Origin of the sequence: Streptomyces durbertensis (assembly GCF_014156695.1) — a bacterium.
Classification (GTDB): Bacteria; Actinomycetota; Actinomycetes; order Streptomycetales; family Streptomycetaceae; genus Streptomyces; species Streptomyces durbertensis.
Genome location: NZ_WMLF01000002.1, coordinates 13,781 through 37,953, shown reverse-complemented (window position 1 = coordinate 37,953; position 24,173 = coordinate 13,781). Strand labels below are relative to the sequence as shown.

Here is a 24,173-nt window from a genome sequence, read left to right as displayed (position 1 = left end):
AGCATGGGTGTCTCCTCGGTCTCGGTGGGAGGTGCCGAAACCGTAGACGGCGGGAACCGGCCGCCGTCAGCTGTCACTTGGCCCCCTGCCCGGCGTTATGGCTGCCGCCCCGCAGCGGCGAGAGGCGGCCACGGCGGCCCGGTTCTGACGGCGGCCGGACGGGGGTAAGGGGCGGTCGAGGACGGCGGTCCGCTGCGGGGCCGTCACCGGGCCGGGGGCGTGGCCGTGTCGGACGTGCTGGCCGTCGCGGGCGGGTTGCTGCCGGCCGAGCTGGTCAGTGTCGTCCTCTCAGCGCTCTTCCTCGCCGTCCGGCGGTGGCGCGCCCGCTGAGCCGGGCGTCGCGGGCGTCGGGCGTGTCGTCGACGGGGGCGGGCCGGTTGTCGCGGGCGCCGAGGGAGTGCAGGTGGTGGTGGGCGGCGCGCCAGCGGCGGTAGCTGTCGCTGCGCGCGGCGGCGTCCTCGTGCGCCGCGCGGGCGTGGCCCATGACCACGTCGGCCGCGGCGGCCGCGCCGCCGCCGGGGTGCCAGCCGAGTACGTGCCGCCAGCTCAGCGGGTTGTCGACGAGCGGGCGGGTGACCAGGCCGGGCGTGGGCGGGAACGTGGCGCGGCAGAGTCCGACGGCCCGGCCGACCTGCACGAGGTGCACGCAGGACGCGGTGTCCGTCTCGTACACGCGGGCCGGGGTGAAGCCGGCGCGGGCGCAGGCGGCGGCGAAGCAGTCGCCGAAGCAGCCGTCGCCGGGGACGTCCGTCCAGGACTCCTCGGCCAGGGCGCCGAGTTCGATCTCGGGCAGGTCCGCGAGCGGGTGGCCGTCGGCGAGCATGATGAAGACGGGGTCGACGGCGACCTCCCGCCACACCAGCCGGTCGGCGCGCGGCGGCTGGCTCTCGCCGCAGGTGCCGACGAGCGCGAAGTCCAGCCGGCCGTCGGCGACGGAGTCGGCGATCTCCCGTTCGGACCAGGAGGTGTGGGTGGAGACGGGGATCCCCGGGTCGCCGGCGGCGAGCCGGTCGACGAGGCCGCCGAGCAGCGGGCCGTGGGTGCCGCCGACGCGCAGGCGCGGCATCTCGTCCCAGGCGCTGGCGAACCGCGCCGCCTCCTCCTGGAGTTCGCGCACGGCCGGCAGGACAAGCCGCGTCCGGTCGAGCACCAGTTCGCCGAGCGGGGTGGGCCGTACCCCGCGCCTGCCGCGCACGAACAGCTCGCCGCCGAGGGTGCGTTCGATGCGTTTGAGCTGCGCGCTGAGCGCGGGCTGGGCGAGGCCGAGGTGGGACGCCGCCTTGGTGAGGCTGCCGGCGTCGGCTATCGCCCGGATCGTCTTGAGATGCCGCAACTCCAGGTCCATACCAATGAGCTTGGCCGCCCCCGACGCCGGGGGGCAATACACGTGCCGGGGGTTCTCCGCGCGGTTCGCCCCCGCCCGGGCGCCGGGGCTACGACGCCTCCGCGAAGCCGGCCGTGAGGTCGGCCACGGTCTCGGCCGCCTCCACGGCCGCCAGATGGCCCGCCCCGGCCAACTCCACCACCTGAGCGTCCAGTCGGCGCACCGCGCGGCCGCGTAGCCGCTCGGTCGGCAGGAACACGTCGTCCGAGCCCGTGAGCAGCAGCGTCGGGCGGCGGGCGGCGGAGGCGAGAACGTCGTCCGGCAGCGGCGCCGGGGCCAGCCCGGAGCGGCACGACCGGGAGACCAGCGTCATCCACGCCGCCAATTCCGCCGGCGGCCGCCGGCCGGGCCCGGACATCACGTCGAGAAGGGCGGCGCTGCGCCGGTCGGTCGGCCGCAGCAGCCACGGCAGCGTGGCGGCCAGCACCCGCGGGGTGACCCGCAGCCGGGCCAGCCCGGCGGGCGCCAGCAGTACCCGACCGGCCAGCGGCGCCACGTCGCACAGCAGGGCGGGCAGCGCGCCGAGCGAGTAGCCGACCACCACGGCCGGCCGCTCGACCGTCCCCGCCAGCACCTCCTCCAGCCAGCGGCCGAGCAGCCGCCGGGGCGGCCGGACGGGAGAGCTGAGCCCGGGCTGGCCGGGCAGGTCGACGACGTGGACGCGCGTCCGGGCGGCGAGCGCGGACGCGAGCGGCAGGCAGGTGGCGGCGTTGAAGTTCGTACCGGGCAGGAGCACGACGTCGCGGGGGCCGTCGCCGGCGGTGGTGACGTGGGTCGGGCCGGCGGCGGTGTCGAGGAGCGCCGTCCGGTGCGGGACGGGCCAGCGCGCGAGCCGGTCCGTGCACCAGCCCGCCACGGCGGCCCGGCCGGCCGGACTCCGGTAGCAGGACGACCCGCCCGATGACCTCATGACGGCAGCCTCGCACACCCGCGACGCCGGAGAGTCCGCGCTGCCGGGCGAGGTGAACCGGCCGGGGGTGGTCACCCCCCGGCCGCTCTCAGTCGTCCGGGACGATCTCCCGCAGCACCCGGGCCGGATTGCCCACCGCCACCACGTCCGGCGGCAGCGACCGGGTGACCACCGCGCCCGCGCCGACCACCGTGTTGTCGCCGATCGTCACCCCCGGGCAGACGATGACACCGCCCCCGAGCCACACGTTCTCGCCGATCGTGATCGGCTTCGCGCACTGCCACGACTCCCGCCGCCGCCGGGGATCGATCGGGTGGCTCGGCGTGAGCAGCTGGACCCGGGGCCCGAACTGGGCGTACGCCCCGATCGTGATCGGCGCCATGTCCAGCAGCACCGCGCCGTAGTTCACGAACGAGTGGGCGCCGACGCTGATCCGCGAACCGTGGTCCACGTGCAGCGGCGGGCGGATCTCCACGTCCTCGCCCACCTCGCCGAGCAGCGCCTCCAGCGCGGCGCGGCGGGCCTCCGGTGCGTCGGCCGGGATCGCGTTGAACCGCGCCGCCAGGCACTCGGCGCGGTTCAGGGCGGCGGCGATCTCCGGGTTGTCCGCCCGGTACGGTTCGCCGGCGGGGACAAGCTGCTGGTCGCTGGCCATGGAGTCCTTCGCTGGTCGGTGGGTGGCGCGGGGCCGGTCGGGGGCGCGGTGCGGGCCGGTCGGTCCGCCCGTCCCGCCAGGGTCCGGACCCGGCCTCCCGGGCGCCCGGGGGCGCGCCGCGCGGCGCCGCGGGTAACCCGGTCGGACGGTCGTGGCTGGCCGCCCCCGGGCGTCCCGCCGAGCGTGGACCCATGCACCGAATACGCCGGGGATTCGCACTCTTCGGCGCCTGCGCGGTCCTGCTGGGCCTCTCCGGCGCTTCGAACGACGTGCCGGAGGTGACGCGGCCCCCGGCGGCCGGCGCCGCGCCGGCCCTGTGGCAGGGAGTGGCCGTCCGGACGGTCGGCAAACTGGTGCTGGACCTCGGCGACGGCCAGTACGGGGTGTGCTCCGGCGCCATAGTGGACTCGCCGAGCGGCAGCGTCGTGGCGACCGCCGCGCACTGCCTCACCTCGCCGGACAGCCCCGAGCCGCCGCCGCGCGGCTGGTTCGCGCCCGGCTACGACCGGGTCGGCCCCCAGCGGGCCGTCGCGACGGGCTGGCGGATCGTCTCGTACCACACGCCGCCCGCCTGGGACGTCCGGCGGGACCTGGCGGAGATACTGCCGCACGACTACGCCTTCGTGACCGTCGAGCGGCGCGGCGGCCGCACGATAGCCGAGACCTACGGGGCCAACCGGCTGGAGTTCGCCCCGATAGACACCAGCCGCGCCGTCACGCCGCTGGGCTACCCGGTGGCGCCCGAGGACGGCGCCGGCCCGCTCAGCACGTGCCACGGCACGGCGGAGGTCCTGACCGCCGAGACCGCCCACGAGGCGAACGTCGGCGGTCTGCTGCTGCGCTCCTGCGGGCTGACGCAGGGCACCAGCGGCGGCCCCTGGCTCCAGGACTTCGACCCGGTCACCGAGGCGGGCACGGTGGTGGGCGTCATGTCGGTGGGCAGCGGAGACGGCGAGGTCCTGGCCCGCCCCTACCCGTCCGGTACCGGGCGGGCGCTGCTGGACCGCGCCGACCGCGCGGCCACCGGATCCGGCCACGTGCCGTCCCGGACCTGAACCGGCCCGGCCCCCCACCCCCGGGCGGGAGGCGGTCAGGCGCGGCCCATCGCCCGGGTCAGCCGGACCTCGATGAGCACCCGGTCCGGGTTGGGCGCCGGCGTGCGCTGGTAGCGCTCCGCGTAGCGGCGCACCGCGTCGGCGACGGCGTCCGCGTCCGTCACCACCCGGGCCACGCCCTCCAGCGTCGCCCAACGGGCCTTGGCGACCTGGCAGATCGCCACCCGCGCACCCTCCGACCCGGCCGCCAGCACGTTCGCCACCTTGCGGCTGTGCCTGTTCGTGATGACGCGGGCGACACCGGCCTCCGGGTCGTACGTCGCGCCGACCGCGACGACGTGCGGGGTGCCGTCGGGACGGATCGTCGTCAGCGTGCAGAGGTGGTACTCACGCCAGAACTCCAGGTACGCCGGGTCGGGGTCACGCACGTCGATCGCCATGCGGCAAGCGTATGCGAGCGCCGCCGCCCGCCCGGGGCCCGCCCGCCCACGGCCCCTCCGCGCTACGGGGTGACCGCGAAGTGCTTCATGATCGCCTCGGCCAGCGCCTCGTCGCCCTCGATCTTCACCTTGTCCCGGACCGCGTCGAGCCGGACCCGGCCGCAGGCCAGCCGCAGGTACGTCTCCCAGTCCAGCGAGTACGTGACGGCCGGGCCGAGCGAGGGACTGCCGTTGACCGAGCCCCTTCCGTCCTGGTCGACCCGTACGGTCCGCATGAACTCCAGCGGCCCGTGCACGTCGAACACCACCGCCGTGCCGGCCGGCGCGGCCGCCCGCTTGGCGACGACCTTCGGCAGGCTGTGCAGCAGGATGTCGCGGGCGATGTGGGAGCCGGGGGAGTCGAGGTTGCCCGGCCGGCGCAGCGCCCGCCGGATGTCCTGCTCGTGCACCCACACGTCGAACGCCCGCATCCGCAGCAGCGCCTCCATGGTGATCTCGCCGCCGCCCGGCAGCACCGAGCGCACCGTCGCCTCCGGGCCGCGCCGCTCGTTGCGCAGCTGGCGCCGGCGGCGGATCAGGATGTACTCGAACTCGCTGGTCATCTCGGGCGCCGTGTGGTGCCGGCGGACGTCGACCTGCACCTCCATGTACCGGCTCGGCTCGTCCACGACGTGGAACAGGTCGCGCGGCAGGGTGTGTATCGGCCGGGGGTCGCCGAGCAGCTCGCTCTCCACGCCGATGACGTGTGACAGCACGTCACGCACCGACCAGCCGGGGCACTCCGTACGGCGGTTCCAGTCGGCCTCCGGTAGCGGGCCGACGAGCTCGGCTATCGCGTCGACGGAGTGAGACCAGGCATCAACGTAGGGTTGAAGACTCGGGTGCTCGGTCACGGGACCCCTCATGATGGCGGTACGGACGGTTCGTTCGCGGTGTGGGTGCTCTCAAGTTAGTCTGCGCGCGGGCACCCGGGCAGTGCTTTCGGGTGACGATCGTAGGACGGATTTCCGGTAGGGGTTCTCCTGCCGCAGGCCATGGACGGTGGTAGCGTGCGCGTCTCGCTCATCCAGATCGACGTGAACCCTGACGAACCGGTCGAATCCCGCCGGTCCCGGGCCGCCGCGCTGGTCGCGGGCCGCCGAGGGGACGATCTGGTCGTCCTGCCCGAACTCTGGACGGTGGGGGCCTTCGCCTTCGACCGCTTCGAGGAGGCGGCCGAGGACGCCGCCGAGGGGCCCACCGCGCGGACGATGTCCGAGGCGGCAGTGGAAGCAGGCGTGTGGCTGCACGCCGGGTCCGTGGTCGAACGCGCCCCCGACGGCACCCTCTACAACACCTCCCTCGTCTTCTCCCCCGACGGGCGGCTCGCGGCCCGCTACCGCAAGATCCACCGCTTCGGCTTCGACAAGGGCGAGGCGGTACTGCTCGGCGCCGGCACCGAACCGGTGACGCTTGCCACCGACGACGCCGTCCTCGGCCTCGCCACCTGCTACGACCTGCGCTTCCCGGAACTCTTCCGGGCCCTCACGGACGCCGGGGCCCAGGCCCTCGTGGTGCCGGCCGGCTGGCCGGACAGGCGGGCGGCGCACTGGACGCTGCTGTCCCGGGCCCGCGCGGTCGAGAACCAGGCGTACGTGCTCGCGTGCGGGACCGCCGGCGAGCACGCCGGAGTGCCGCAGGCCGGCCGCAGCGCCGTCATCGACCCGTGGGGCGAGGTGCTGGCCGAGGCGGAGGACAACCGCGAGCAGGTCGTCAGCGCCGAACTCGACCTCGCGCGACTGGCCCGGATCCGCGAGGAGTTCCCCGCCCTGAAGGACCGCGTCCTGCGCTGAGCCGGCGCGCGGGGCGCGCAGCGGCGCGCGCCTCTTTCGCGCCCGCAGGTTCGCGCCCGCCGCCGCGTCGTGTGTGCGCGAGCCTGGACGCGACTTGTCATGCGCGCTACTTTCTCGTCAGGTCTAGACCAAAGCACGACCCGCGAGCGCACGCGGTTCACCCTCGCATGCCCCAACAGCCCTGTCCCCCTCCAGGAGCATCACCATGCGGCTTCAACAGACCCCCGCTCTGCGCCAGGCACGCAGAGCCGGCCACCTGCTCGACTCCCACCGGGAACACGTTCTCGGCCTCTTCCGCATCGTCGTCGGACTGCTCTTCGCCTGCCACGGCGCCGCCACCCTCTTCGGGGTCCTCGGCGGCGGGCACGGCCCCTCCCCGGCCGTCGGCCAGTGGCCGGGCTGGTGGGCGGCGATGATCCAACTCGTCGGCGGAGCCATGGTGTTGACGGGCATCGGCGCCCGTTCCGCCGCCTTCCTCTGCTCCGGCTCCATGGCGTACGCCTACTTCGTCCACCACCAGCCGGACGCCCTCTTCCCCCTCCAGAACGGCGGCGTCACCTCCGCCCTCTACTGCTGGGCCTTCTTCCTGATCGTCGCCCTCGGCCCCGGCCGCTGGACCCTTCCCGCGCTCTTCGGCGCGGCGGCATCCGGTGGGCGGCGTCCGGTCGCAACCTGACCGATCGGTTGGTTTCAACGTGTGAGTGACAGGTGGTGGGTGGACGCGCCCGCCGCCTGTCGGTCTTCCCGGGTGCGTGTGTGCCCGTCGGTGGGCGGGTGGTCGCTTCGGGGGTGACGTGAGCGGCAGATAGGTATACGCTGTAGAAGAACTGACGCCGTTCATGGGAGAAGGACGTTGCTCTTCTGAGGTCATGTGTAGCCGTGCCCACGCTGAGCGTGTGCCACGGCGCTTCCCGGCATCGGCCGACGGACGCCCGTCGATCCGGTCTGCCAGCGCTCACCTGTTTGTGAGGGAGCGCGAGATCCGTCTGTGAACCGCCCCTGACGGGGCTCATGACCACTCAGGAGGTACACATGTCCACGGCGAAGACCAACACCTCGGTCACCTGCGCCGACCTAGGCTTCACCTGGCCTGACGGAACGGTCGTCTTCGAGGACTTCACCCTTGCCGTCGGGCCCGGCCGAACCGGGCTGGTCGGCGTCAACGGGTCCGGTAAGTCGACACTGCTGAAGCTGATGGCAGGCGAACTGGTGCCCACGTCGGGCGCGGTGAAGGTCAGCGGTGAACTCGGCTACGTGCCGCAGAACCTGACGCTCAACGCCGAGCTCCGCGTTGAGCAGGTGCTCGGCATCGAGCGGATCCGCGAGGCTCTCAACGCGATCGAGGCCGGTGACACCCGCGAGGAGACCTTCGCGGTCGTCGGCGACGAGTGGGACGTCGAGGAACGTGCCAGGGCGACGCTCGACCGACTCGGCCTGGAACACGTCACGCTGGAGCGCCAGATCGGTGATCTGTCGGGCGGCGAGTCCGTACTCCTCTATTTGGCCGCGCAGTTCCTGCGGCGACCGGACGTCCTGCTTCTTGACGAGCCCACCAACAACCTCGACCTCGAGGCCCGACGGAGGCTCTACGAGGCGGTCGCCTCCTGGCGCGGAACGATGGTGATCGTCAGCCACGACCGTCAGCTCCTCGACCAGGTGGACCAGATCGCGGATCTGCGAGGCGGTGAGGTCAACTGGTACGGCGGGAACTTCACCGACTACCAGGATGCGTTGGCGGTTGAGCAGGAGGCCGCCGAGCGGATGGTGCGCGTCGCCGAGTCGGACCTGCGCCGGCAGAAGAAGGAGCTGGCCGACGCCCGCATCAAGCTCGACCGCAGACTGCGGTACGGCAAGAAGATGTGGGAGAACAAGCGCGAGCCCAAGGTGGTGATGGGCGAACGCAAACGACAGGCGCAGGTCGCCGCCGGGAAACACCGCAACATGCACCAGGAGCGGTTGGAGGAGGCCAAGGAGCGTCTGACCGAGGCCGAGGAGGCGGTTCGGGAGGACAAGGAGATCAGGATCGACCTGCCCGAGACGGAGGTACCGGCCGGTCGGACCGTGCTCGTCCTCGACGACGTGGTGCTCCGCCACGGCGGTCGCGCCGAACTGGACGTCCGTGGCCCCGAACGGATCGCCCTTGTCGGTCGGAACGGCGCCGGCAAGAGCACGCTGCTCCGCACCGTCGTCGGGGAGATCCCGGCCGAGTCCGGCGAGGTGAGGGTGAGCGTGCCGACGAAGTACCTGCCGCAGCGGCTGGACGTGCTCGACGACAACCTGACGGTGGCCCAGAACGTCGGCGTCTTCGCACCCGGGGCGACCGACAACACCATCCGCTCGCGGCTCGCACGCTTCCTGTTCCGGGGGCGGCGTGCCGACCAGGAGGTGCGTACGCTCTCGGGGGGCGAGCGCTTCCGGGCGACGTTGGCGGCGCTGTTGTTGGCTGAGCCGCCACCTCAGCTGCTGCTGCTCGACGAGCCGACCAACAACCTCGACCTCGCCAGTGTGCGGCAGTTGACCAGTGCGCTCCAGTCCTATCAAGGGGCGCTCATCGTGGTCAGTCACGATGTGGCGTTCCTGCGCGAGCTCGGTATCACCAGGTGGATCAGGGTGGACGAGGAGACCACCGAGATCGATCCCCTCTGAAGACTCCGGCTCCGGGTCCATGCCCTCCCCCGCGGCTCAGGGCCCGGAGCCGGATGCAGTGCGTGTCGGTGCGGCGTCCTCGTGCGCGCCTCGCCGGCCGAGTCGGCGTGGTGACACACTCTTCGCATGTCTGATCGAGGATTTCTGTCGGGGAAGACTGTTCTCATCACGGGGGCCAGCAGCGGCATCGGGGCGGCAGCCGCGCGGGTGTTCGCCCGGGAGGGCGCCGCGGTGGTGGTCTCGGCGCGTCGCGAGGAGCTGCTGGAGATCCTGGTCCGGGAGCTGCGTGCCGCCGGCGCCCAGGCCGCCCACGTGGTGGCGGACGTTTCGGTGGCAGCGGACGCGGTCCGCGCGGTGGAGTTCACCGTGGAGCGCTTCGGGCGGCTCGACGCGGCCTTCAACAACGCCGGTTACGGCACCGGCCGGACCCCGCTGCACCTGATGGACGACGCCGTCTACGACGAGATCATGGACGTCAACGTGCGGGGCGTCTTCAACTGCCTGCGACCGGAGCTCGCCGCCATGCTGGAGAACGGCGGCGGCTCGATCGTCAACACCAGTAGTACGGGTGGACTGGTGGCGACGCCGGTGGCGGCCCCCTACGTCGCCTCCAAGCACGCCGTCATCGGACTGACCAAGGCGGCCGCCGCCGAGTACGGTCCGCGGGGAATCAGAGTGAACGCGATCGCCCCGGGCACCACCCGGAGCGAAATGGTGGCGGCCTGGTTCGAGCAGAACCCCGGCGCGGAGGTCGCCCTGCACAGCGCCACGCCCCAGCCCCGTACCGCTGAGCCCGAGGAGATCGCGGAGGCGGCGGCGTGGTTGTGCGCGGACCGGGCCTCCTTCGTGACGGGCGCCACGCTGGCCGTGGACGGCGGCTTCACGATCCTCTAGCGGCGCGACTCGTCGAAGCGGCGTGCCCGCTCACGGGAGGGCGGTGGCCAGGTGGGCCTGGTACCACGAGGCGTGGCGGTGCAGGCTGTCGACGAAGCCGAGTCCTGGCCGGCTGCCCGTGACCGACCAGGGACGGGTGCTGTCGAACCAGTGGTCCGTGGCCAGCATGTCCAGGTGGTGGCGGTCCCGCGGGTGGTCGGCGAGCTTGCCGCGGGCCGCCGCGATGCTGAGGTCGTGGTGCGTCGGCGGCAGCCGGAAGGTGTGCACGAGGGCGTCGAACAGCTCGTCGCACCGGACCGGTTCGGGATGGTTGGGGTGCCATGCCCCGGAGACGTCCTCGGGGGCGAGGGCGAGGGCGACCGCGACCCGGGCGAGGTCGGCCACGTCCACCGTGGAGATCCGGGCGGGCCAGCCGTCGACCGAGGCGAGCAGCCGTCGGTGCAGCCGGACGAGACCCGGTACCACCCAGCGGTCTCCCGCCCCGGTGATCAGGTGAGGCCGCAGCGTCGTGCCCCCTGCCGCCAGTACGTGGGCCTCCGCGGCGGCGCGGCTGGCGCTCGTCGGCGAGCCGGGTGCCAGCGGCAGCGACTCCGGACGGACGTCGCGGAAGGTGCCGCGCCCGTACACCGACGCGGTGCTCAGGTAGACGATGCGGCGCACCCCGGCGCGTAGGGCCTCTTCGACAAGCGCCTCGGTGCCCCGGTCGTTGACCTCGCTGGTCAGGTCGGCCGGCCCCTCTATCCGGGTCGCGCAGTGCAGCAGGACGTCGACGCCGTCGCACAGGCCGCGGAGCGAGGCCGGGTCGGTCAGGTCCGCGCGGATGGTACGGCCGGCCGAAGCCGAGGCGGCGGAGGGCCGGCGGGACGCCAGGCGCAGCCGCGCGCCCGGCGTCGCTCGAACAGCCGCTGCCACCGCGCCGCCCACGAAGCCGGTGCCGCCGGTCACCAGCAGCAGGGGGCCGTCCACCGCTGCCCGCGGGCGCGAGGCATCCACTATGCGCCCGCCTCCAGGACGCTGGTGTAGACGGCCTGACCGTCCTGGTGGCCGGTGACGCGCACGGCACGCGAGCCGGACCCGATCGGGGTGAGCACCTCGGCGGAGAGCCAGCACGGGGCGTCGAGTTCGGCGTACCGGTGGAACTCGCTGTGCATGGCGGCGGGCAGGAACGGGCGGTCCGGGTGCGCGGCCTGAGCGGCCTGTCGAGCCGCCTCGACGAGGACCATGCCGGGGAAGTGGTCGACCGGGTGGTCGAAGAGCACCGGGTGCTGCTCGTCCGCCCGCAGTTGCCAGCGCAGGGGCGCCTCCGTCGGGGACAGCACGACGTCCATGTCCAGCAGGCGGCTCACCGAGGAGGGAGCGACGGCGGGTGGCAGGGGCCGCCGCTGCACCGCGTGGGCGCGCTCACCCCGCATCCGACGGTAGACCTGCGCGGTGGTGCAGTCGAACGACGCGCCTCCGGAGGCCGTCGCTCGTCCGTCACGGTAGAGGGTGACCTCGTAGCGCATGCCGGCGAGTCGTCGGCCGCGGCGGCGTATGTCGTGGCAGGTGACGGCCAACTCCAGGTCGGCGGGCGCAGCGCCCACCCGTATGTGCCCGGAGTGGAGTGACTGGTGCAGGTCCCACATCAGGAACTGGTGACCGAGCGGAACGCCGTACTCGGCGTGGGCAAGAAGCGTACCGACCTGTCGGATGGTTTCTGCCAGCAGGAGAGGGTCGTAGCAGCGGTCGACCGGGGTGAAGAAGCTGTGCCCCCTGGGCCACTGCGCGGTCAGGGCGAACCGGTTCTCGCCGGTCCGGTGCCAGCCGGTCAGGAAGACCTCGGCCACCGCCGCCCGGTGGACAAGCTCCCGTGGGGCGGTGCTGGTGAACCGGGCTTGCGGTGCCCTGACCTGCTCGGAAGCGGATACGGCGCCGGTGGTCACCGGCTCGGTGAACGACTCGACGAGTGCTGCGGCGAGCGTCTCGGTCGGGCGCGAGAGCGTAGGCACAGACATAGATCCCCCATAGTCCAGGCTCTTGCGAGGCGGGTTGCTCCGCCTCTGGCGATAAGATACATACCAACCGGTTCTTTTGGTAGCCGAGGCGCCACTATCCACGCTTGGCGAACTGCTGGTTGGCGTTCGCCGGCACCACTTCGACAGGAGAAGCCCTGATGGCAGTGCGACAGGACCGCGCGGTTCGGACCCGGCGGGCGATCGTGAGGGCGGCCGCGTCGGTGTTCGACGAGTACGGGTTCGAGGCGGCGTCGGTCGCCGAGATCCTGAATCGGGCCTCCGTGACAAAGGGGGCTCTGTACTTCCACTTCTCGTCCAAGGAGGAGTTGGCCAGGGGTGTGCTGAGTGAGCAGACCATGAACGTGACCGTGCCCGCGCGGGACTACAAGGCGCAGGAGTTGGTGGATCTCACCCTGCTGGTCGCACACGGACTCCTGCACGACCCCGTCCTGAGGGCGGGCACCAGGCTCTCGCTGGACCAGGGCCCGGTGGACTTCTCCGACGCCAGTCCGTTCGGTGCCTGGTCGGATCTGTGCGCGCGACTGCTCGCCGAGGGCAAGGAGCGGGGCGAGGTGCTTCCGCACGTGGACCCCAAGGAGACCGGCGACTTCGTCGTCGGCTGCTTCACCGGCATTCAGGCGGTCTCCCGGGTGGAGTCGGGGCGGGTCGACCTGGGGCGCCGCATCCTTGCGATGTGGAAGCACGTGCTGCCCGGGATCGTGTCCCCGAGCTTGCTCACCTGGATCGACGTGGGCGAGGACCGCATCGCGCGGGTCGCCGCGGAGGCCGAGGCGGCGGCACGGGGTGCGGCGTCCGAGGACGGTGGCGGGGACGCGGCGACGGGTGGCGCGGATGCCGCCGGCCCCCGGAAGCGGTAGGGCCAGAACCGCCGGGTGCCCACCGCGTGCCACCGCGCACAACCCACTCCGCGTGCCCACCGACGACCAGGGCGACGAGTGAGCGGGGCGGGTGTGCCGCCGCGTTAAAACAAGCCATCCGGTCTGTTTTGAATTGCGTACCAGCTCGAACGGTTTGTATCGTGCCGGTGTCGACCTCGTTGTTCCGGGCCCCGGAGCGGTCTGGTCGACACCGGGGAGGCCCCTGTCGTCCGCCACGCGACGCGGCGATGTGGCGGCGCCCGGCCCCCGACCTGAGCCCGCCGTGTCGGCGGTCATCCGGAGCGCCCGAGCGGGCGTCTCGCTCTCGGTAGCCGAGGGCCGAAGCCAGGAGTCCTCATGACGCCCAAGCAGGAACGAGCCGTCCGCACGCGCGAGAGGCTGGTGGCGTCGGCCGCCGAGGCGTTCGACCGCCATGGTTTCACCGCCGCCTCCCTCACCGCGATCAGCCGCAGTGCCGGTGTCAGTAACGGCGCCCTGCATTTCCACTTCGAGAGCAAGGAGGCGTTGGCCGTCGCGGTCGAGGCCGCCGCCGCGGCCAGGGTCGGGGCGTTGGCCGAGGTCGCCGCCGGCTCGGAGGGTCCCGCGATCCAGGCCCTCGTCGACGCCTCCCACCGGCTGGTCCGCCTGCTGCGTGAGGACGTGGTGGTGCGCGCCGGCTTCCGCCTCGGCGGGGACCTCTCGGCATCGGTGGTCGACTCCCTCCCGCTGCTGTGGCACCGCGGCGTGGTGGGTCTGTTGGACAAGGCGCGTCGCGAGGGTGCCCTGACCGCCGGGGTGTCGCCGGGGGACGCCGCCGCCGCCGTGGTGGCGGTGGTGGTGGGGTGCGACGTGCTGGCGCGCACCGACGAGGAGTGGCTGTCGTCGGGGGTGCTCGCCGGGTTCTGGCGCCTGCTGCTGCCGAGGTTGGCCGCAGGGCCGGTGGAGAGTGGCCAGCTCACCTGCGGGGCCGCGTAGGGCGGCCGGCCCGCGTGGCCGTGTGCGGCCTGTTCCTCGTCTGTCGCCGCTGCCCGCGGCCGGGTGTTGACACGGAGTGAGTTGTACACCGTAGAGTTTCAATATACGGTGTACAACACTTCGTGACTGAGCGCTTCTGGCTCGCTCCTCTCCCCCGGGGGTTTCCTTGACCAACACGACACAGACCGCCGCGGCTCCGGCCGTGGCCCGAGACCCCAGGCGCTGGGTGATCCTGGCCGTCATCTGCCTGGCCCAGCTCGTGGTCCTCCTGGACAACACGATCCTCAACCTGGCCATCCCCTCCCTCACCAGGGACCTGGGCGCCAGCACCGCCGACATCCAGTGGATGATCAACGCGTACGCGCTGGTGCTGTCGGGACTCCTGCTCACCGCCGGCAGCCTCAGTGACCGCTACGGGCGCAAGAAGTCCCTGCTGGTCGGTCTGGCGCTGTTCGGCATCGGCTCGGCGGTGGCGGCGTTCAGTCAGACCTCCGAGCAGCTGATCGCCGCGCGGGCCGGCATGGGCATCGGTGGTGCGCTGCTGATGACCACCACGCTCGCGGTCATCATGCAGGTCTTCGAAGGAGACGAACTGCCGAAGGCGATCGGGCTGTGGGGCGCGGTCAGCTCGCTTGGCTTCGCCGGCGGGCCGCTGGTCGGAGGCGTGCTGCTGGACCACTTCTGGTGGGGGTCGATCTTCCTCATCAACCTGCCGGTCGTGGTGATCGGCGGCCTGGCCGTGACCAAGCTCGTGCCGGAGTCGAAGAACCCGCAGGGCAAGCGGCCGGACCTGATCGGCGCGGTGCTCTCCACCATCGGCATGATCGGCGTCGTCTACGCGATCATCTCCGGCCCCGAGCACGGCTGGTCGTCCGGCGGTGTGCTGATCGCCGGCGCGGTGGGCCTGGCGGCGCTGGCCGCCTTCGTTCGCTGGGAACTCCACGTGCCGTTCCCCATGCTCGACATGGGCTTCTTCCGCAACCGACGCTTCAACGGTGCCGTCGCCGGTGGTCTGCTGGTCGCCTTCGGCATGGCCGGCTCGCTGTTCCTGCTCACCCAGCACCTCCAACTCGTGCTCGGCTACGAGCCGTTGGAGGCCGGTCTGCGCATGGCGCCGCTGGCACTGATGATCGTCGCGCTCAACGTGGTGGGCGTCGGTGCGAAGGTGCTGAAGAAGATCGGCGCGGCCAACACCATCGCGGGCGGTATGACGCTGCTGGCGATCGGCCTCGGCCTCGTCTCGGTTCTCGGCGACCGCAGCCACGGTTACGGCGGAATGCTGCTGGGCCTGCTGTTGATGGGCTCCGGCATCGCACTGGCGATGCCGGCCATGGCAAACGCGATCATGAGCTCCATCCCGCCGGCGAAGGCCGGCGTCGGGGCCGGGGTCCAGGGCACGATCACCGAGTTCGGTGGTGGCCTGGGCGTCGCGATCCTGGGCGCCGTGCTCAGCTCCCGGTTCGCGGCACTGCTGCCGGCGGCTGTCGGCGCCGGCGCGGCCGGCTCCCAGCACGAGGCGCTGGAAGCGGCCGAGACGGCGGAACTCAGGGAACAGGTCAAGGACGCCTTCGCCTCGGGAGTCAGCACAAGTCAGCTGATCGGCGCGCTGGCGGTGTTCGCCGGTGGCCTGCTGGCGGGCTTCCTGCTCCACCGTGCCGCGCGGGACGAAGCCACCGCGAGTGCCCCGCCGACCGCTGAGCCCCCGGCCACCGAGCCGCCGACGGCTGAGGCCCCGACGGCTGAGGCCCCGACGGCTGAGGCCCCGGCCGCTGAGGCCCCGGCAGACGGGACCCCGACCGCCGAGACCTCGAAGACCTCCGCGTGAGCCACGGGTACGCGGCCGGCTGCGAGGCGCCTCGCAGCCGGCCGCGTACCTTTGCAGCATCCGAGGACAACAGCAGGAGGACAGACGTGGCCGCCAACCGGGCCTCGCAACCGAGAAGCAGCGTGTGGCTCACCCCCCGGCCACCGACCCGTGGACGCAGGGGCGCGGACAGCGGGTCGGGGGCGGGCAGCCTCGACCGGGAGAAGATCGTCGCGACCGCCGTCCGGTTGCTCGACGCCGAAGGGACGGCGCAGTGCTCCATGCGGCGACTGGCCGCGGAGCTGGGCGTCACGCCGATGTCGCTCTACTGGTACGTCAACAACAAGGACGACCTCATGGAGCTGGCGCTGGACGCGGTGGCGGGTGAGATAGCGCTTCCGGACCTGGAAGCCGGCAACGACTGGCGGGACGACCTGCGCGCGCTCGCAGCCTCCTGGCGGCACACCATGATCGGCCATCCCTGGGCGATCCGCTGCTACGGCGAGTACCTCAACATCGGGCCGCAGAGCATGCGCTTCTCCCGGTGCGCGCAGGCGGTCGTGGCGCGGTCGCCGCTGCCCGAGGAGGAGCACTCCACCGCCCTGTCCGCGGTCTTCCAGTACGTCTACGGCTTCACCTCGATGGAGAGCCGGTGGCAGGAGTACGGCCGTGAGTCGGGACGGTCCCCTGACGAGTTCTTCGAGGAGGTGGCCGGCAGCGTCGCCCAGGCGCCGGGCATCAAGGCCACCGGTGGCATGATCGAGCGCCATTCCGGCCTCACCATGCAGCAGATGCGTGACCTGGACTTCGACCGGACCCTGGACTGGCTGTTGGCGGGCATGTGTGTGGGCCGGCGGTCCTGACCACCGGCCCGTGGCCGAGAGCGGCCGGTGGCGTCAGTCGCCCCGGACGCCCCCGATCCCCCAGCGCTGGGGAGCGACGCCGGTGAGCGTGACCCAGGTCTGGTCCCGGACGGATTCGTCGAACACGTCCACCACGGCCTGGGTGAGCCGTTCGATGAGCTCGCGCTCGCTCTCCTCGTCGAGACGTCGGTCGTAGATCTTCACGTCGATGAACGGCATGGCGGGCCTTTCCGTCGGGTTTTCGGGGACGTCCGGGAGGCACGGTGGCCCCGGGTTCGGGATGCGCGGAGGACGGGGTCGCGAGTCGGGGGTCACCGGACGGCCAGGCGGGGCGAGGTCGGGACGGTGGCCCGGTGGGCCTCCGCCAGCGCCTCGCGGACGGACTCGACCAGGTGGTCCACCTGGTCGTCGCTGAGATCCGGGTGGCACGGCAGGTTCAGATGCTCGTCGAACCAGACCCGTTCGGCCCGCGGGCACTCTCCGGGCCCGTGTCCACGCTGTCTCCACTCGGGCGTGAGGTGCAGCGGGAAGTAGCGGAGCTGGACCTCCACCCCTCGGCGGTTCAGGTCGTGGACGAACCGTTCGCGCACCTCCCGGCCGGCGGTGAGGAAGAACGTGTACAGGTGGTACGCGTGGGTGCTGTGCTCGGGTGCGCGCTGGAGGCGGGTCAGCGGGAACGCTGAGACGGCGGCGTCCAGCCGGGCGGCGATGCGGCGGCGGCGCTCGGTGAACTCGGGCAGCCTGTCGAGCTGGACGAGGCCGACCGCGGCAGCGGCCTCGGACATGGTCGCGTTGGTCCCCGCCCCCCGGATGCCCACGACCGCGCGCCGGTAGACGTCGGCGGAGAAGCGCATCCAGGGAAGCAAGCCGGGTTCCTGCTCGGGGACGACCGGGGCGAACACGCCGTCCACCTCGTTGCCCCTCAGCCGTTCGATCCGCTCCGCCCAGTCGTCCCGGGCGAGCGTGATCATGCCGCCTTCGCCGAGGGTGGTGATGTTCTTGGTGGAGTGGAAACTGAAACATCCGATGTCGGCGAGGGCACCGGGGCTTCGACCTCGGTACGAGGCGCCGAGAGCGTGGGCGGCGTCCTCGACGACCACGATGCCCCGCCGCCGCGCCTGGGCGACGATCTCCGCCATCTCCGCCGGGCAGCCACCGTAGTGGACCAGCAGGATGGCCCGGGTCCGCTCGGTGATGAGCGAGGACAGGACCTCGGGGTCCATGTTCAGGGTCCGCGGGTCGACGTCGCAGAAACGCACCGTGACGTCGTGGTCCAGCAGCGGCTGGACGGTGGCCTGGAAGGTCTGCGGCGTGGCGATCACCTCGTCACCGGGTGCCAGGTCCAGCAGCCTGATGGCGAGTTCGAGCGCCACGGTGCCGCTGGTCACGGAGAGCGCGTGTCGCGCGCCGGTCAGCTCGCGGAAGCGTCGCTCGAACCGCTCGCGCCAGGCGCCCGCCGAGAGCGGCTCGCCCGAGTCGACCACGGCGCCGACCGCCTCCAGGTCGGCCAGGCCGACGAGGCTGCCTCGCCGCCCGAACGGCACCCGGTAGGGGGATGCGTCGTTCTGTCCCACGTTCGGCTCACCCCGCCCTCGTCAGTGCCCGTACGGTGTCGGCCGCACGAGCCGCCAGCGTCTTCTTGTCCACCTTGTTCAGTCCCGTGAGGGGGAACCCGTCGACCACCTCGACCCGGTCCGGGAGCTTGTAGTCGGCCAGCCCCCGGGCCCGCAGCAGCTTGCGCAGCTGGGGAAGCGTCGGGGTCGGCTCACCGGGTACCGGGACCACGTACGCGTAGGTCAGCTCGCCGAGCACCGGGTCGGGCGCCGCCACCACCGCGGCCTGTTGCACGGTGGGGTGGGCGGTGAGATGCCCCTCGACCTCCGTCGCGGAGATCTTGTCTCCGCCCCGTATGACCACGTCCTTGACGCGCCCCTCGACGACGATCTCGCCCCCGGTGGTGCGGCGCACCAGGTCACCGCTGCGGTAGAACCCGTCCTCGGTGAATGCCCGCGCGTTGTGCTCGGGCGCCCGGTAGTAGCCGCGCAGGGTGTACGGGCCACGGGTCAGGAGTTCGCCGACGGCGCCGTCCGGTACGTCGTGTCCCTCCGCGTCGACCACCCGGATCTCGTCCGCCGGCGAGACCGGCCGGCCCTGAGTGGTCAGGACGACGGACGCGGGGTCGTCGTAGCGGGTGAAGGTGAGCAGCCCTTCGGCCATGCCGAAGACCTGTTGCAGCCGCACCCCGAGCACCGGCTCGATGCGGGCGGCCACCTCGTCGTGGAGCTTGGAGCTGCCGACCTGGAGCACCCGCAGGCTGGAGATGTCGTGCGTCGCGCGCGGGGCCGCGTTGAGCCACAGGTGCACGATGGTGGGGATGACCGAGGTCATCGTGACGCGCTCACGCTCGATCAGCGGGAAGCACACCTCGGGGGAGGGCTCCCGGGCGAACACCACCCGGCCGCCGGCATCCAGGACTCCGATGACACCGGGACAGCCCCACGGGAAGTTGAACTCGACCGGCAGCACCGCCAGGTAGACGGTGGTCTCGTCCAGCTCGCAGATCTCGGCGGTGACCCGGGTCTGGTACGCGTAGTCGTCGTGGGTGCGCGGGATCATCTTCGGCAGCGCCGTGGTGCCCCCGGAGAGCAGGAAGAACGCGACGTCGGAGGCGTCCGGCTCGGCGAGCTCCACCGGCTCGCTCTCCACATCGTCCAGCGCGACAAAGCCGTCCGCCGCGTCGCCCGGAGAGCCGGCCACGAAGACCTGCCGCAGGCCGGGCAGCTCGGCGCGGATCTGGCGAGCCAGCGCGCGGTGGTCGTAACCCCTCAGCTCGTCGGGCACCACCATGGCCACCGCGCCGGACAGCTGGACCAGGTGCCGGATCTCGTTGGTGCGGTAGGACGGCAGGGCGAAGACCGGCAGGGCACCGAGGCGGAAGAGCGCGAAGCACACCGCGACGAACTCGGACGTGTTGGGCAGCTGCACCAGGACCCGCTCGCCGGGTGCGACGCCGCGTCCGGCGAAGCCCGCCGCCACCCGGTCGCACCAGGCGTCGAGTTCGCGGAAGGTCACGCGGCGACCGGTGTCGTCCACCAGCGCGACACGGTCGCCGTACTCGGCGGCCCAGCGGCGCGGCAGCGCTCCCAGCGGCTCCCCGCGCCAGTACCCGGCGGCCCGGTACCGCTCAGCCACCTCCGCGGGCCAGGGCACGCATCCATCCAGCATCGGTCGTCCTTCCGTCGTCCTCACCAGAGGTATCCGGCACCGTCCGTCCGCGGCGCGGCTAGCCGGCAGCGTGGGGCGCCGAGTTGACACGCCCCTGACTGCGCTGACAGCCGTCCCGGCGGCCGGAAAGGGGGTTGTCAGCGCGGTCAGCCCCCCGTCAGCAGCGCTGTCGAGGCTGACCGGCCCAGCCCGCCGCCGGACCGGTGGGCGGCAACCGGGCGGCCGGGCGAACAACCGGGCGACAACACTTCTGGGAGCATCCGATGGGGACCTGGGTCCTGAACGAGCGCGACGTGGCACAGGCCGTGGCGAGGGTGGGCGCAGACGCCCTCATGGACCGCGTGATCGACCGGCTGCACGAGGGTTTGGCCGAGGTCGGGCGCGGCACCAGGCGGCTGTCGCCGCAGCGTGGCGGATTCCTCCGGGCGGAGCCGGTGCCCGGCATCTGGGAGTGGATGCCGCACCGGGAGCCGGGCGACAGCATCACGCTGAAGACCGTCGGCTACAGCCCGGGCAATCCGGGCCGGTTCGGCCTTCCGACGATCCTCGGCACGGTGGCCCGCTACGACGACACCACGGGCGCGCTGACCGCGCTGGTCGACGGAGTGCTGCTGACCGCGGTCCGAACCGGCGCCGCCTCCGCGGTGGCCAGCCGACTGCTGGCCGCACCCGACAGCAGGGTGGTCGGACTGGTCGGCGCCGGAGCCCAGTCGGTCACCCAGCTGCACGCGCTCACCCGGGTCTTCCCCGTCGAGAGGGTGCTGGTGTGGGACGTCGACGTCGACCATCTGGCCAGCTTCCGGGAACGGGTGGCCTTCCTCGATCTGGAGGTGCGCCCGGCCCAGCCGGCTGAGATCGTCGCGGAGTCCGACATCGTCTGCACCGCCACCTCGGTGCCGGTCGGGGCCGGTCCGGTCCTCCCCGCGGACGTGCCGCACCGCCCGCACCTGCACGTCAACGCCGTGGGTGCCGATCTCGTCGGCAAGACGGAACTGCCACTCGGCCTGCTGCGTCGCGCCCACGTCGTGCCGGACCACCCGGAGCAGGCCAGGCACGAGGGAGAGTGCCAGCGGCTGACCGTCGACGAGCTCGACCTCAGCCTCGGTGAACTGTGCGCCCGGCCTGAGCTGGCGGAGGAGAGGCGCGGCCGGCTGACGGTCTTCGACTCGACCGGGTTCGCGCTGGAGGACCACCTGGCGATGGAGGTGCTGCTGGAGGTCGCCGCGGAGTACGACCTCGGCACCCGCCTGCGCATCGAGCACCACCCCGCCGACGCCCTCAACCCGTACGCGCTCGCCTCGGTCGCCGAGGCCGTGGCCGGCGACCGGGGCTGACCGCCGGGCGCGCCCGTCCCCGCCGGAGGTCCGCGACTTCGGCGCCGCCCACAGCGACCTGACGACCCCGACCCTGAACCGACCCCGAACGCAGGAGCCGACCATGGCCACACCGACCGCTTCCACCCCGCCCACCATGGCCGACGGCGGCCGGGCGATGTTCGCCTGGCTGCGTGAGATGCGGGAGACGCACCCGGTGCGGGAGGACGAGTACGGCGTCTTCCACGTGTACCGGCACGCCGACGTGCTGGCCGTCTCGGCCGATCCGGCCGTCTTCTCGTCGGACCTCAGCCGACTGCGGCCCGACTCCGACGCGTTGAGCGAGGAGATCCTCTCGGTCATCGACCCTCCGGTGCACCGCCGGCTCCGCAGCCTCGTCAGCCAGGCGTTCACGCCACGCACCGTCGCCGCCCTCGAACCGCGTGTCGTGGAGCTCGCCGGTCAGCTGCTGGACGAAGTGGAAGGCAGCGAGTTCGACCTTGTCGGCGACTTCGCCTACCCGCTGCCGGTGATCGTGATCGCCGAACTGCTCGGCGTGCCGCCGGAGGACCGCGAGCTGTTCCGCGGCTGGTCCGACCGCATGCTGTCCATGCAGGTCGACGACCCGGTGGAGATGCAGTTCGGCGACGAGTCGGGCGACGAGTACGAGCGGCTGGTGAAGGAGCCGCTCAAGGAGATGCACGGCTACCTCCAGCGGCACGTGGAGGAGCGCAGGGCGAACCCGGGCGGGAACGACCTGCTCTCCCGGCTGGTCGCGGCCGAGCTGGACGGGGACCGACTCACCGACCGCCAGATCGTCGAGTTCGGCGGCCTGCTTCTGATGGCGGGGCATGTGTCGACGTCGATGCTGCTCGGCAACACGGTGCTGTGTCTGGAGGAGAACCGGGAGATCGCCGCCGAACTGCGCCGAGACCCCTCGCTGATCCCCGCGGTCGTCGAGGAGGTGCTGCGGATGCGGCCCCCGATCACGGTGATGGCCCGGGTGACCACGCGGGAGACCACCATCGGTTCGGTGACGGTGCCCGAGGGGCGCATGGTGATGGCGTCCCTGCTGTCGGCCAACCACGACGAGCGGCACTTCGCGGAGCCGGAGCGGTTCGACCCGCGGCGCAGCCCCAATCCGCAGGTCGCCTTCGGCCACGGCATCCACTACTGTCTGGGCGCGCCGCTGGCCCGACTGGAGGGACGCATCGCGTTGGAGGCCCTGCTGGCGCGGTTCTCCGACATCCGGATCACTCCGGGGGCGTCCTTCGACTACCACCGGGACGGGCTGTTCGGTGTCCGCTCGCTGCCGTTGACCGTACGTCGTGGGTGAGCCCGCCCGGCCCATGGAACCGGGCGTCGACCCGGTTTCCAGCAGTCCGGAAGACGACCTGCTGTGCACCCCATGGCAGTTCCTCGCCCGGCTCTACCGCGTGCGGCCCGCCGGTTCCGAGCCCGACCGCCTGCTGTCGGGGCCGCTGCCGCCCGCGGGGCACGGGCCGGGCCTCATCGGGACGGTGACTGAACACTGACCGCCCACGCACGGTCGCCCAGAGCTCACCTCACCTGACGCCGGCCTCTCTCGCGTCAGAAACAGACCATCTGGTCTCCTAGAAGGAAACCGTATAGTCTGTTTTTACGGGGCGGGGGACCGCCGAAGGCCTGCTGTGCAGTCGAAGGGGAGACGGCGTGGACATCAATCTGCTGGGATCGCTCGCGGTGTGCGAGTCAGGGACATCCATCACTCCGACGGCTCCCAAGCCCAGGCAACTCCTGGCGGTGCTCGCCCTGCACGCGGACCAGACCGTTCCGGTGCAGCTGCTCGTCGAGGAGCTCTGGGGCGACCACCCGCCGCGCACCGCGCGCAACACCCTCCAGAGCTACGTCCTGCAACTGCGGACCCTGATAGAGCGCGCGCTGGAACGGGGGCCGGATGGTGGACCGGGCGGGGAAGACGGGCGACCGTCCGCCAAGGATGTGCTCGCCACCCTGCCCGGCGGCTACCGCCTGGACACCCGAGGCGGAGTGGTGGACATCCGGGAGTTCGAGGAACGCGTCGGCTGCGGCTACGCGGCCATGGCACGGGAGAACTACCCTGACGCGTCCCGCCGGTTGCGCGATGCCCTCGGCCTGTGGCGGGGCGACGTCTTCGCCGACGTCCGTACCGGTCCCGTCCTGGAGATGGAGATCAGGCGACTTGAGGAGACCCGTCTCTGCGCGCTCGACCAGCGGGTCGAGGCCGACTTCCGACTCGGGCGACACCGTGAACTCGTGGGTGAGCTGACCGTGTTGGCGAGTCGCTATCGGATGCACGAGTCACTGCACCGGCAGCTCATGCTTGCCCTGCACCACTCCGGGAGGCGCGGTGAGGCGCTTGCCGTGTACCAGCGGCTCCGCGCCACCCTGGTGAGGGAGCTGGGCCTGGAGCCCTCACCCAGGGTGCGCCGGATCCAGCAGTCGATCCTCGCCGCCCGGGCTCCCGAGCCGGTCACCGCGCTGCTGGGCGTGGAAGAGCTGACACGCGCGGGATGAGCACGGACACCAGGGCGCCTCGGGGCGCGGGGCGACCGTTGCAGGAGAGGGCGTTGGAGACCCGTCGCCGGCTGGTGGTCGCGGCGGCGGAGATGTTCGACCGCAAGGGGTACGCCAGCGCGACGCTCAGTGACATCGCCCGTGTGGCCCAGGTCACCAAAGGTGCGTTGTACTTCCATTTCGCGTCCAAGGGCGACCTGGCCGAAGCGGTGCAGGCGGCCGGTTCGGAACTCCTGCGCGACGCGGTCCGCCGACACCGTGGCCACGACAACTCACCGCTACAGACACTGATCGACGTCACCCACTGGTTGGCCACGGCGCTCCGGCAGGAGCCGACCGTGAGGGCGAACTTCCGGCTCAGTCGGGAGCGGGACGGGCGGCGGCCGGTGTTCACCGACTTCCATCAGAGATGGCTGTCCCTCACCTCGTCCCTGTTGGAGCAGGCTCGCCGAGCCGGTGAGCTGAGGGTGGAAGCGGGCCACCTGGGACCCCACACGTTGGTGGCCTCCGCCGTGTGCGGCATCGAGGCGCTGGCCGACACCGACATGCCTGAAGTCGAACTGACCGAGCGGGTCAGCGCGTTGTGGGGGTTGCTCCTCCCCGGGCTGGCCGCCGACGCGGACCACGGCCGCCTACGCACCTCTCCTCCCTCCTGAGTGTGTCTCCCTCCTGGGAGGGAGGGAGAGGAGAGTTCTCCGGCTCTTGGGAGTGAGTGACCGCCGGCGCCTCACTCCCAAGGAGGGGGGAACGCCGGAAGAACGGCATCACTG

Annotated in this window: 24 protein-coding genes; 14 read left to right on the top strand and 10 right to left on the bottom strand. The window is 72.2% G+C overall.

What is annotated here, in order from left to right; genetic code table 11:
- Positions 1-274: 274 nt before the first annotated feature.
- The 3 genes from GL263_RS00310 to GL263_RS00300 all read right to left on the bottom strand — a co-directional run bounded on the left by GL263_RS00310 (position 275) and on the right by GL263_RS00300 (position 2,949).
- Positions 275-1,345 carry a LysR family transcriptional regulator gene (locus GL263_RS00310; protein ID WP_182853463.1) on the bottom strand — a complete coding sequence of 357 codons (1,071 nt, stop codon included), beginning with the start codon at positions 1,343-1,345 and terminating at the stop codon, positions 275-277.
- Positions 1,346-1,433: 88 nt separating this feature from the next.
- Positions 1,434-2,294, bottom strand: a complete 861-nt coding sequence (locus GL263_RS00305) for an alpha/beta fold hydrolase (RefSeq protein WP_182853462.1) — start codon at positions 2,292-2,294, stop codon at positions 1,434-1,436.
- An 88-nt stretch (positions 2,295-2,382) separates the two neighbouring features.
- Positions 2,383-2,949: a sugar O-acetyltransferase gene (locus GL263_RS00300; RefSeq protein ID WP_182853461.1), complete on the bottom strand. Its 567-nt coding sequence runs from the start codon at positions 2,947-2,949 to the stop codon at positions 2,383-2,385.
- 191 nt (positions 2,950-3,140) lie between these two features.
- Here GL263_RS00300 and GL263_RS00295 point away from each other — a divergent pair, with 191 nt between their 5' ends.
- On the top strand, positions 3,141-4,004 hold the full coding sequence (locus GL263_RS00295; protein WP_182853460.1) for a trypsin-like serine peptidase: 864 nt from the start codon (positions 3,141-3,143) through the stop codon (positions 4,002-4,004).
- 35 nt (positions 4,005-4,039) lie between these two features.
- Here GL263_RS00295 and GL263_RS00290 read toward each other — a convergent pair whose 3' ends face one another.
- The gene (locus tag GL263_RS00290; protein ID WP_182853459.1) at positions 4,040-4,444 is read right to left on the bottom strand and encodes a pyridoxamine 5'-phosphate oxidase family protein; all 405 of its coding nucleotides are present in this window, start codon (positions 4,442-4,444) and stop codon (positions 4,040-4,042) included.
- Between the two features lie 62 nt (positions 4,445-4,506).
- Positions 4,507-5,337 carry a maleylpyruvate isomerase family mycothiol-dependent enzyme gene (locus GL263_RS00285; protein ID WP_182853458.1) on the bottom strand — a complete coding sequence of 277 codons (831 nt, stop codon included), beginning with the start codon at positions 5,335-5,337 and terminating at the stop codon, positions 4,507-4,509.
- A 156-nt stretch (positions 5,338-5,493) separates the two neighbouring features.
- On the opposite strand from GL263_RS00285, the gene GL263_RS00280 reads away from it, so the two are divergent.
- The 4 genes from GL263_RS00280 (at position 5,494) to GL263_RS00265 (ending at position 9,816) form a co-directional block, all read left to right on the top strand.
- Entirely contained in the window at positions 5,494-6,276 is a 783-nt protein-coding gene (locus GL263_RS00280) for a carbon-nitrogen family hydrolase (protein WP_182853466.1), read from the top strand.
- Positions 6,277-6,481: 205 nt separating this feature from the next.
- Positions 6,482-6,952 carry a DoxX family protein gene (locus GL263_RS00275; RefSeq protein WP_182853457.1) on the top strand — a complete coding sequence of 157 codons (471 nt, stop codon included), beginning with the start codon at positions 6,482-6,484 and terminating at the stop codon, positions 6,950-6,952.
- 356 nt (positions 6,953-7,308) lie between these two features.
- Positions 7,309-8,922, top strand: a complete 1,614-nt coding sequence (locus GL263_RS00270) for an ABC-F family ATP-binding cassette domain-containing protein (RefSeq protein ID WP_182853456.1) — start codon at positions 7,309-7,311, stop codon at positions 8,920-8,922.
- Positions 8,923-9,048: 126 nt separating this feature from the next.
- On the top strand, positions 9,049-9,816 hold the full coding sequence (locus tag GL263_RS00265; RefSeq protein ID WP_182853455.1) for an SDR family NAD(P)-dependent oxidoreductase: 768 nt from the start codon (positions 9,049-9,051) through the stop codon (positions 9,814-9,816).
- A gap of 30 nt (positions 9,817-9,846) precedes the next feature.
- Here the strand turns inward: GL263_RS00265 and GL263_RS00260 are convergent, their stop codons facing one another.
- Together GL263_RS00260 and GL263_RS00255 are read right to left on the bottom strand one after the other, a co-directional pair.
- The gene (locus GL263_RS00260) at positions 9,847-10,809 is read right to left on the bottom strand and encodes an NAD-dependent epimerase/dehydratase family protein (protein WP_323379189.1); all 963 of its coding nucleotides are present in this window, start codon (positions 10,807-10,809) and stop codon (positions 9,847-9,849) included.
- Entirely contained in the window at positions 10,809-11,804 is a 996-nt protein-coding gene (locus tag GL263_RS00255) for a ScbA/BarX family gamma-butyrolactone biosynthesis protein (RefSeq protein WP_323379188.1), read from the bottom strand. Before GL263_RS00255 ends, GL263_RS00260 begins: the two co-directional genes overlap by 1 nt.
- A 164-nt stretch (positions 11,805-11,968) precedes the next feature.
- Between GL263_RS00255 and GL263_RS00250 the strand changes: the two genes are divergently transcribed.
- From GL263_RS00250 to GL263_RS00235, 4 genes are all read left to right on the top strand, one after another.
- Entirely contained in the window at positions 11,969-12,688 is a 720-nt protein-coding gene (locus GL263_RS00250) for a ScbR family autoregulator-binding transcription factor (RefSeq protein WP_182853453.1), read from the top strand.
- A 357-nt stretch (positions 12,689-13,045) separates the two neighbouring features.
- Positions 13,046-13,663, top strand: coding sequence for a ScbR family autoregulator-binding transcription factor (locus GL263_RS00245; RefSeq protein WP_182853452.1), 618 nt, complete (start codon positions 13,046-13,048; stop codon positions 13,661-13,663).
- Between the two features lie 166 nt (positions 13,664-13,829).
- Positions 13,830-15,488 carry an MFS transporter gene (locus GL263_RS00240; RefSeq protein ID WP_194376965.1) on the top strand — a complete coding sequence of 553 codons (1,659 nt, stop codon included), beginning with the start codon at positions 13,830-13,832 and terminating at the stop codon, positions 15,486-15,488.
- A gap of 86 nt (positions 15,489-15,574) precedes the next feature.
- Positions 15,575-16,330 (top strand): TetR/AcrR family transcriptional regulator, encoded by a 756-nt coding sequence (locus GL263_RS00235; RefSeq protein ID WP_182853451.1) that lies wholly within the window; start codon positions 15,575-15,577, stop codon positions 16,328-16,330.
- Positions 16,331-16,363: 33 nt separating this feature from the next.
- Here GL263_RS00235 and GL263_RS00230 read toward each other — a convergent pair whose 3' ends face one another.
- The 3 genes from GL263_RS00230 to GL263_RS00220 all read right to left on the bottom strand — a co-directional run bounded on the left by GL263_RS00230 (position 16,364) and on the right by GL263_RS00220 (position 19,555).
- Positions 16,364-16,549, bottom strand: coding sequence for a tautomerase family protein (locus tag GL263_RS00230; protein ID WP_182853450.1), 186 nt, complete (start codon positions 16,547-16,549; stop codon positions 16,364-16,366).
- A 92-nt stretch (positions 16,550-16,641) separates the two neighbouring features.
- Positions 16,642-17,904 (bottom strand): DegT/DnrJ/EryC1/StrS family aminotransferase, encoded by a 1,263-nt coding sequence (locus GL263_RS00225; RefSeq protein ID WP_182853449.1) that lies wholly within the window; start codon positions 17,902-17,904, stop codon positions 16,642-16,644.
- A 7-nt stretch (positions 17,905-17,911) separates the two neighbouring features.
- Entirely contained in the window at positions 17,912-19,555 is a 1,644-nt protein-coding gene (locus GL263_RS00220) for a (2,3-dihydroxybenzoyl)adenylate synthase (protein WP_182853448.1), read from the bottom strand.
- 263 nt (positions 19,556-19,818) lie between these two features.
- Here GL263_RS00220 and GL263_RS00215 point away from each other — a divergent pair, with 263 nt between their 5' ends.
- The 5 genes from GL263_RS00215 to GL263_RS00195 all read left to right on the top strand — a co-directional run bounded on the left by GL263_RS00215 (position 19,819) and on the right by GL263_RS00195 (position 24,059).
- Positions 19,819-20,889: an ornithine cyclodeaminase family protein gene (locus tag GL263_RS00215; RefSeq protein WP_182853447.1), complete on the top strand. Its 1,071-nt coding sequence runs from the start codon at positions 19,819-19,821 to the stop codon at positions 20,887-20,889.
- 103 nt (positions 20,890-20,992) lie between these two features.
- Positions 20,993-22,204, top strand: coding sequence for a cytochrome P450 (locus tag GL263_RS00210; RefSeq protein ID WP_182853446.1), 1,212 nt, complete (start codon positions 20,993-20,995; stop codon positions 22,202-22,204).
- 13 nt (positions 22,205-22,217) lie between these two features.
- Positions 22,218-22,403 (top strand): hypothetical protein, encoded by a 186-nt coding sequence (locus GL263_RS00205; RefSeq protein ID WP_182853445.1) that lies wholly within the window; start codon positions 22,218-22,220, stop codon positions 22,401-22,403.
- Positions 22,404-22,560: 157 nt separating this feature from the next.
- Positions 22,561-23,403, top strand: coding sequence for an AfsR/SARP family transcriptional regulator (locus GL263_RS00200; protein WP_182853444.1), 843 nt, complete (start codon positions 22,561-22,563; stop codon positions 23,401-23,403).
- Positions 23,404-23,456: 53 nt separating this feature from the next.
- Positions 23,457-24,059 carry a ScbR family autoregulator-binding transcription factor gene (locus GL263_RS00195; protein WP_182853443.1) on the top strand — a complete coding sequence of 201 codons (603 nt, stop codon included), beginning with the start codon at positions 23,457-23,459 and terminating at the stop codon, positions 24,057-24,059.
- The last annotated feature ends 114 nt before the right edge of the window (positions 24,060-24,173 follow it).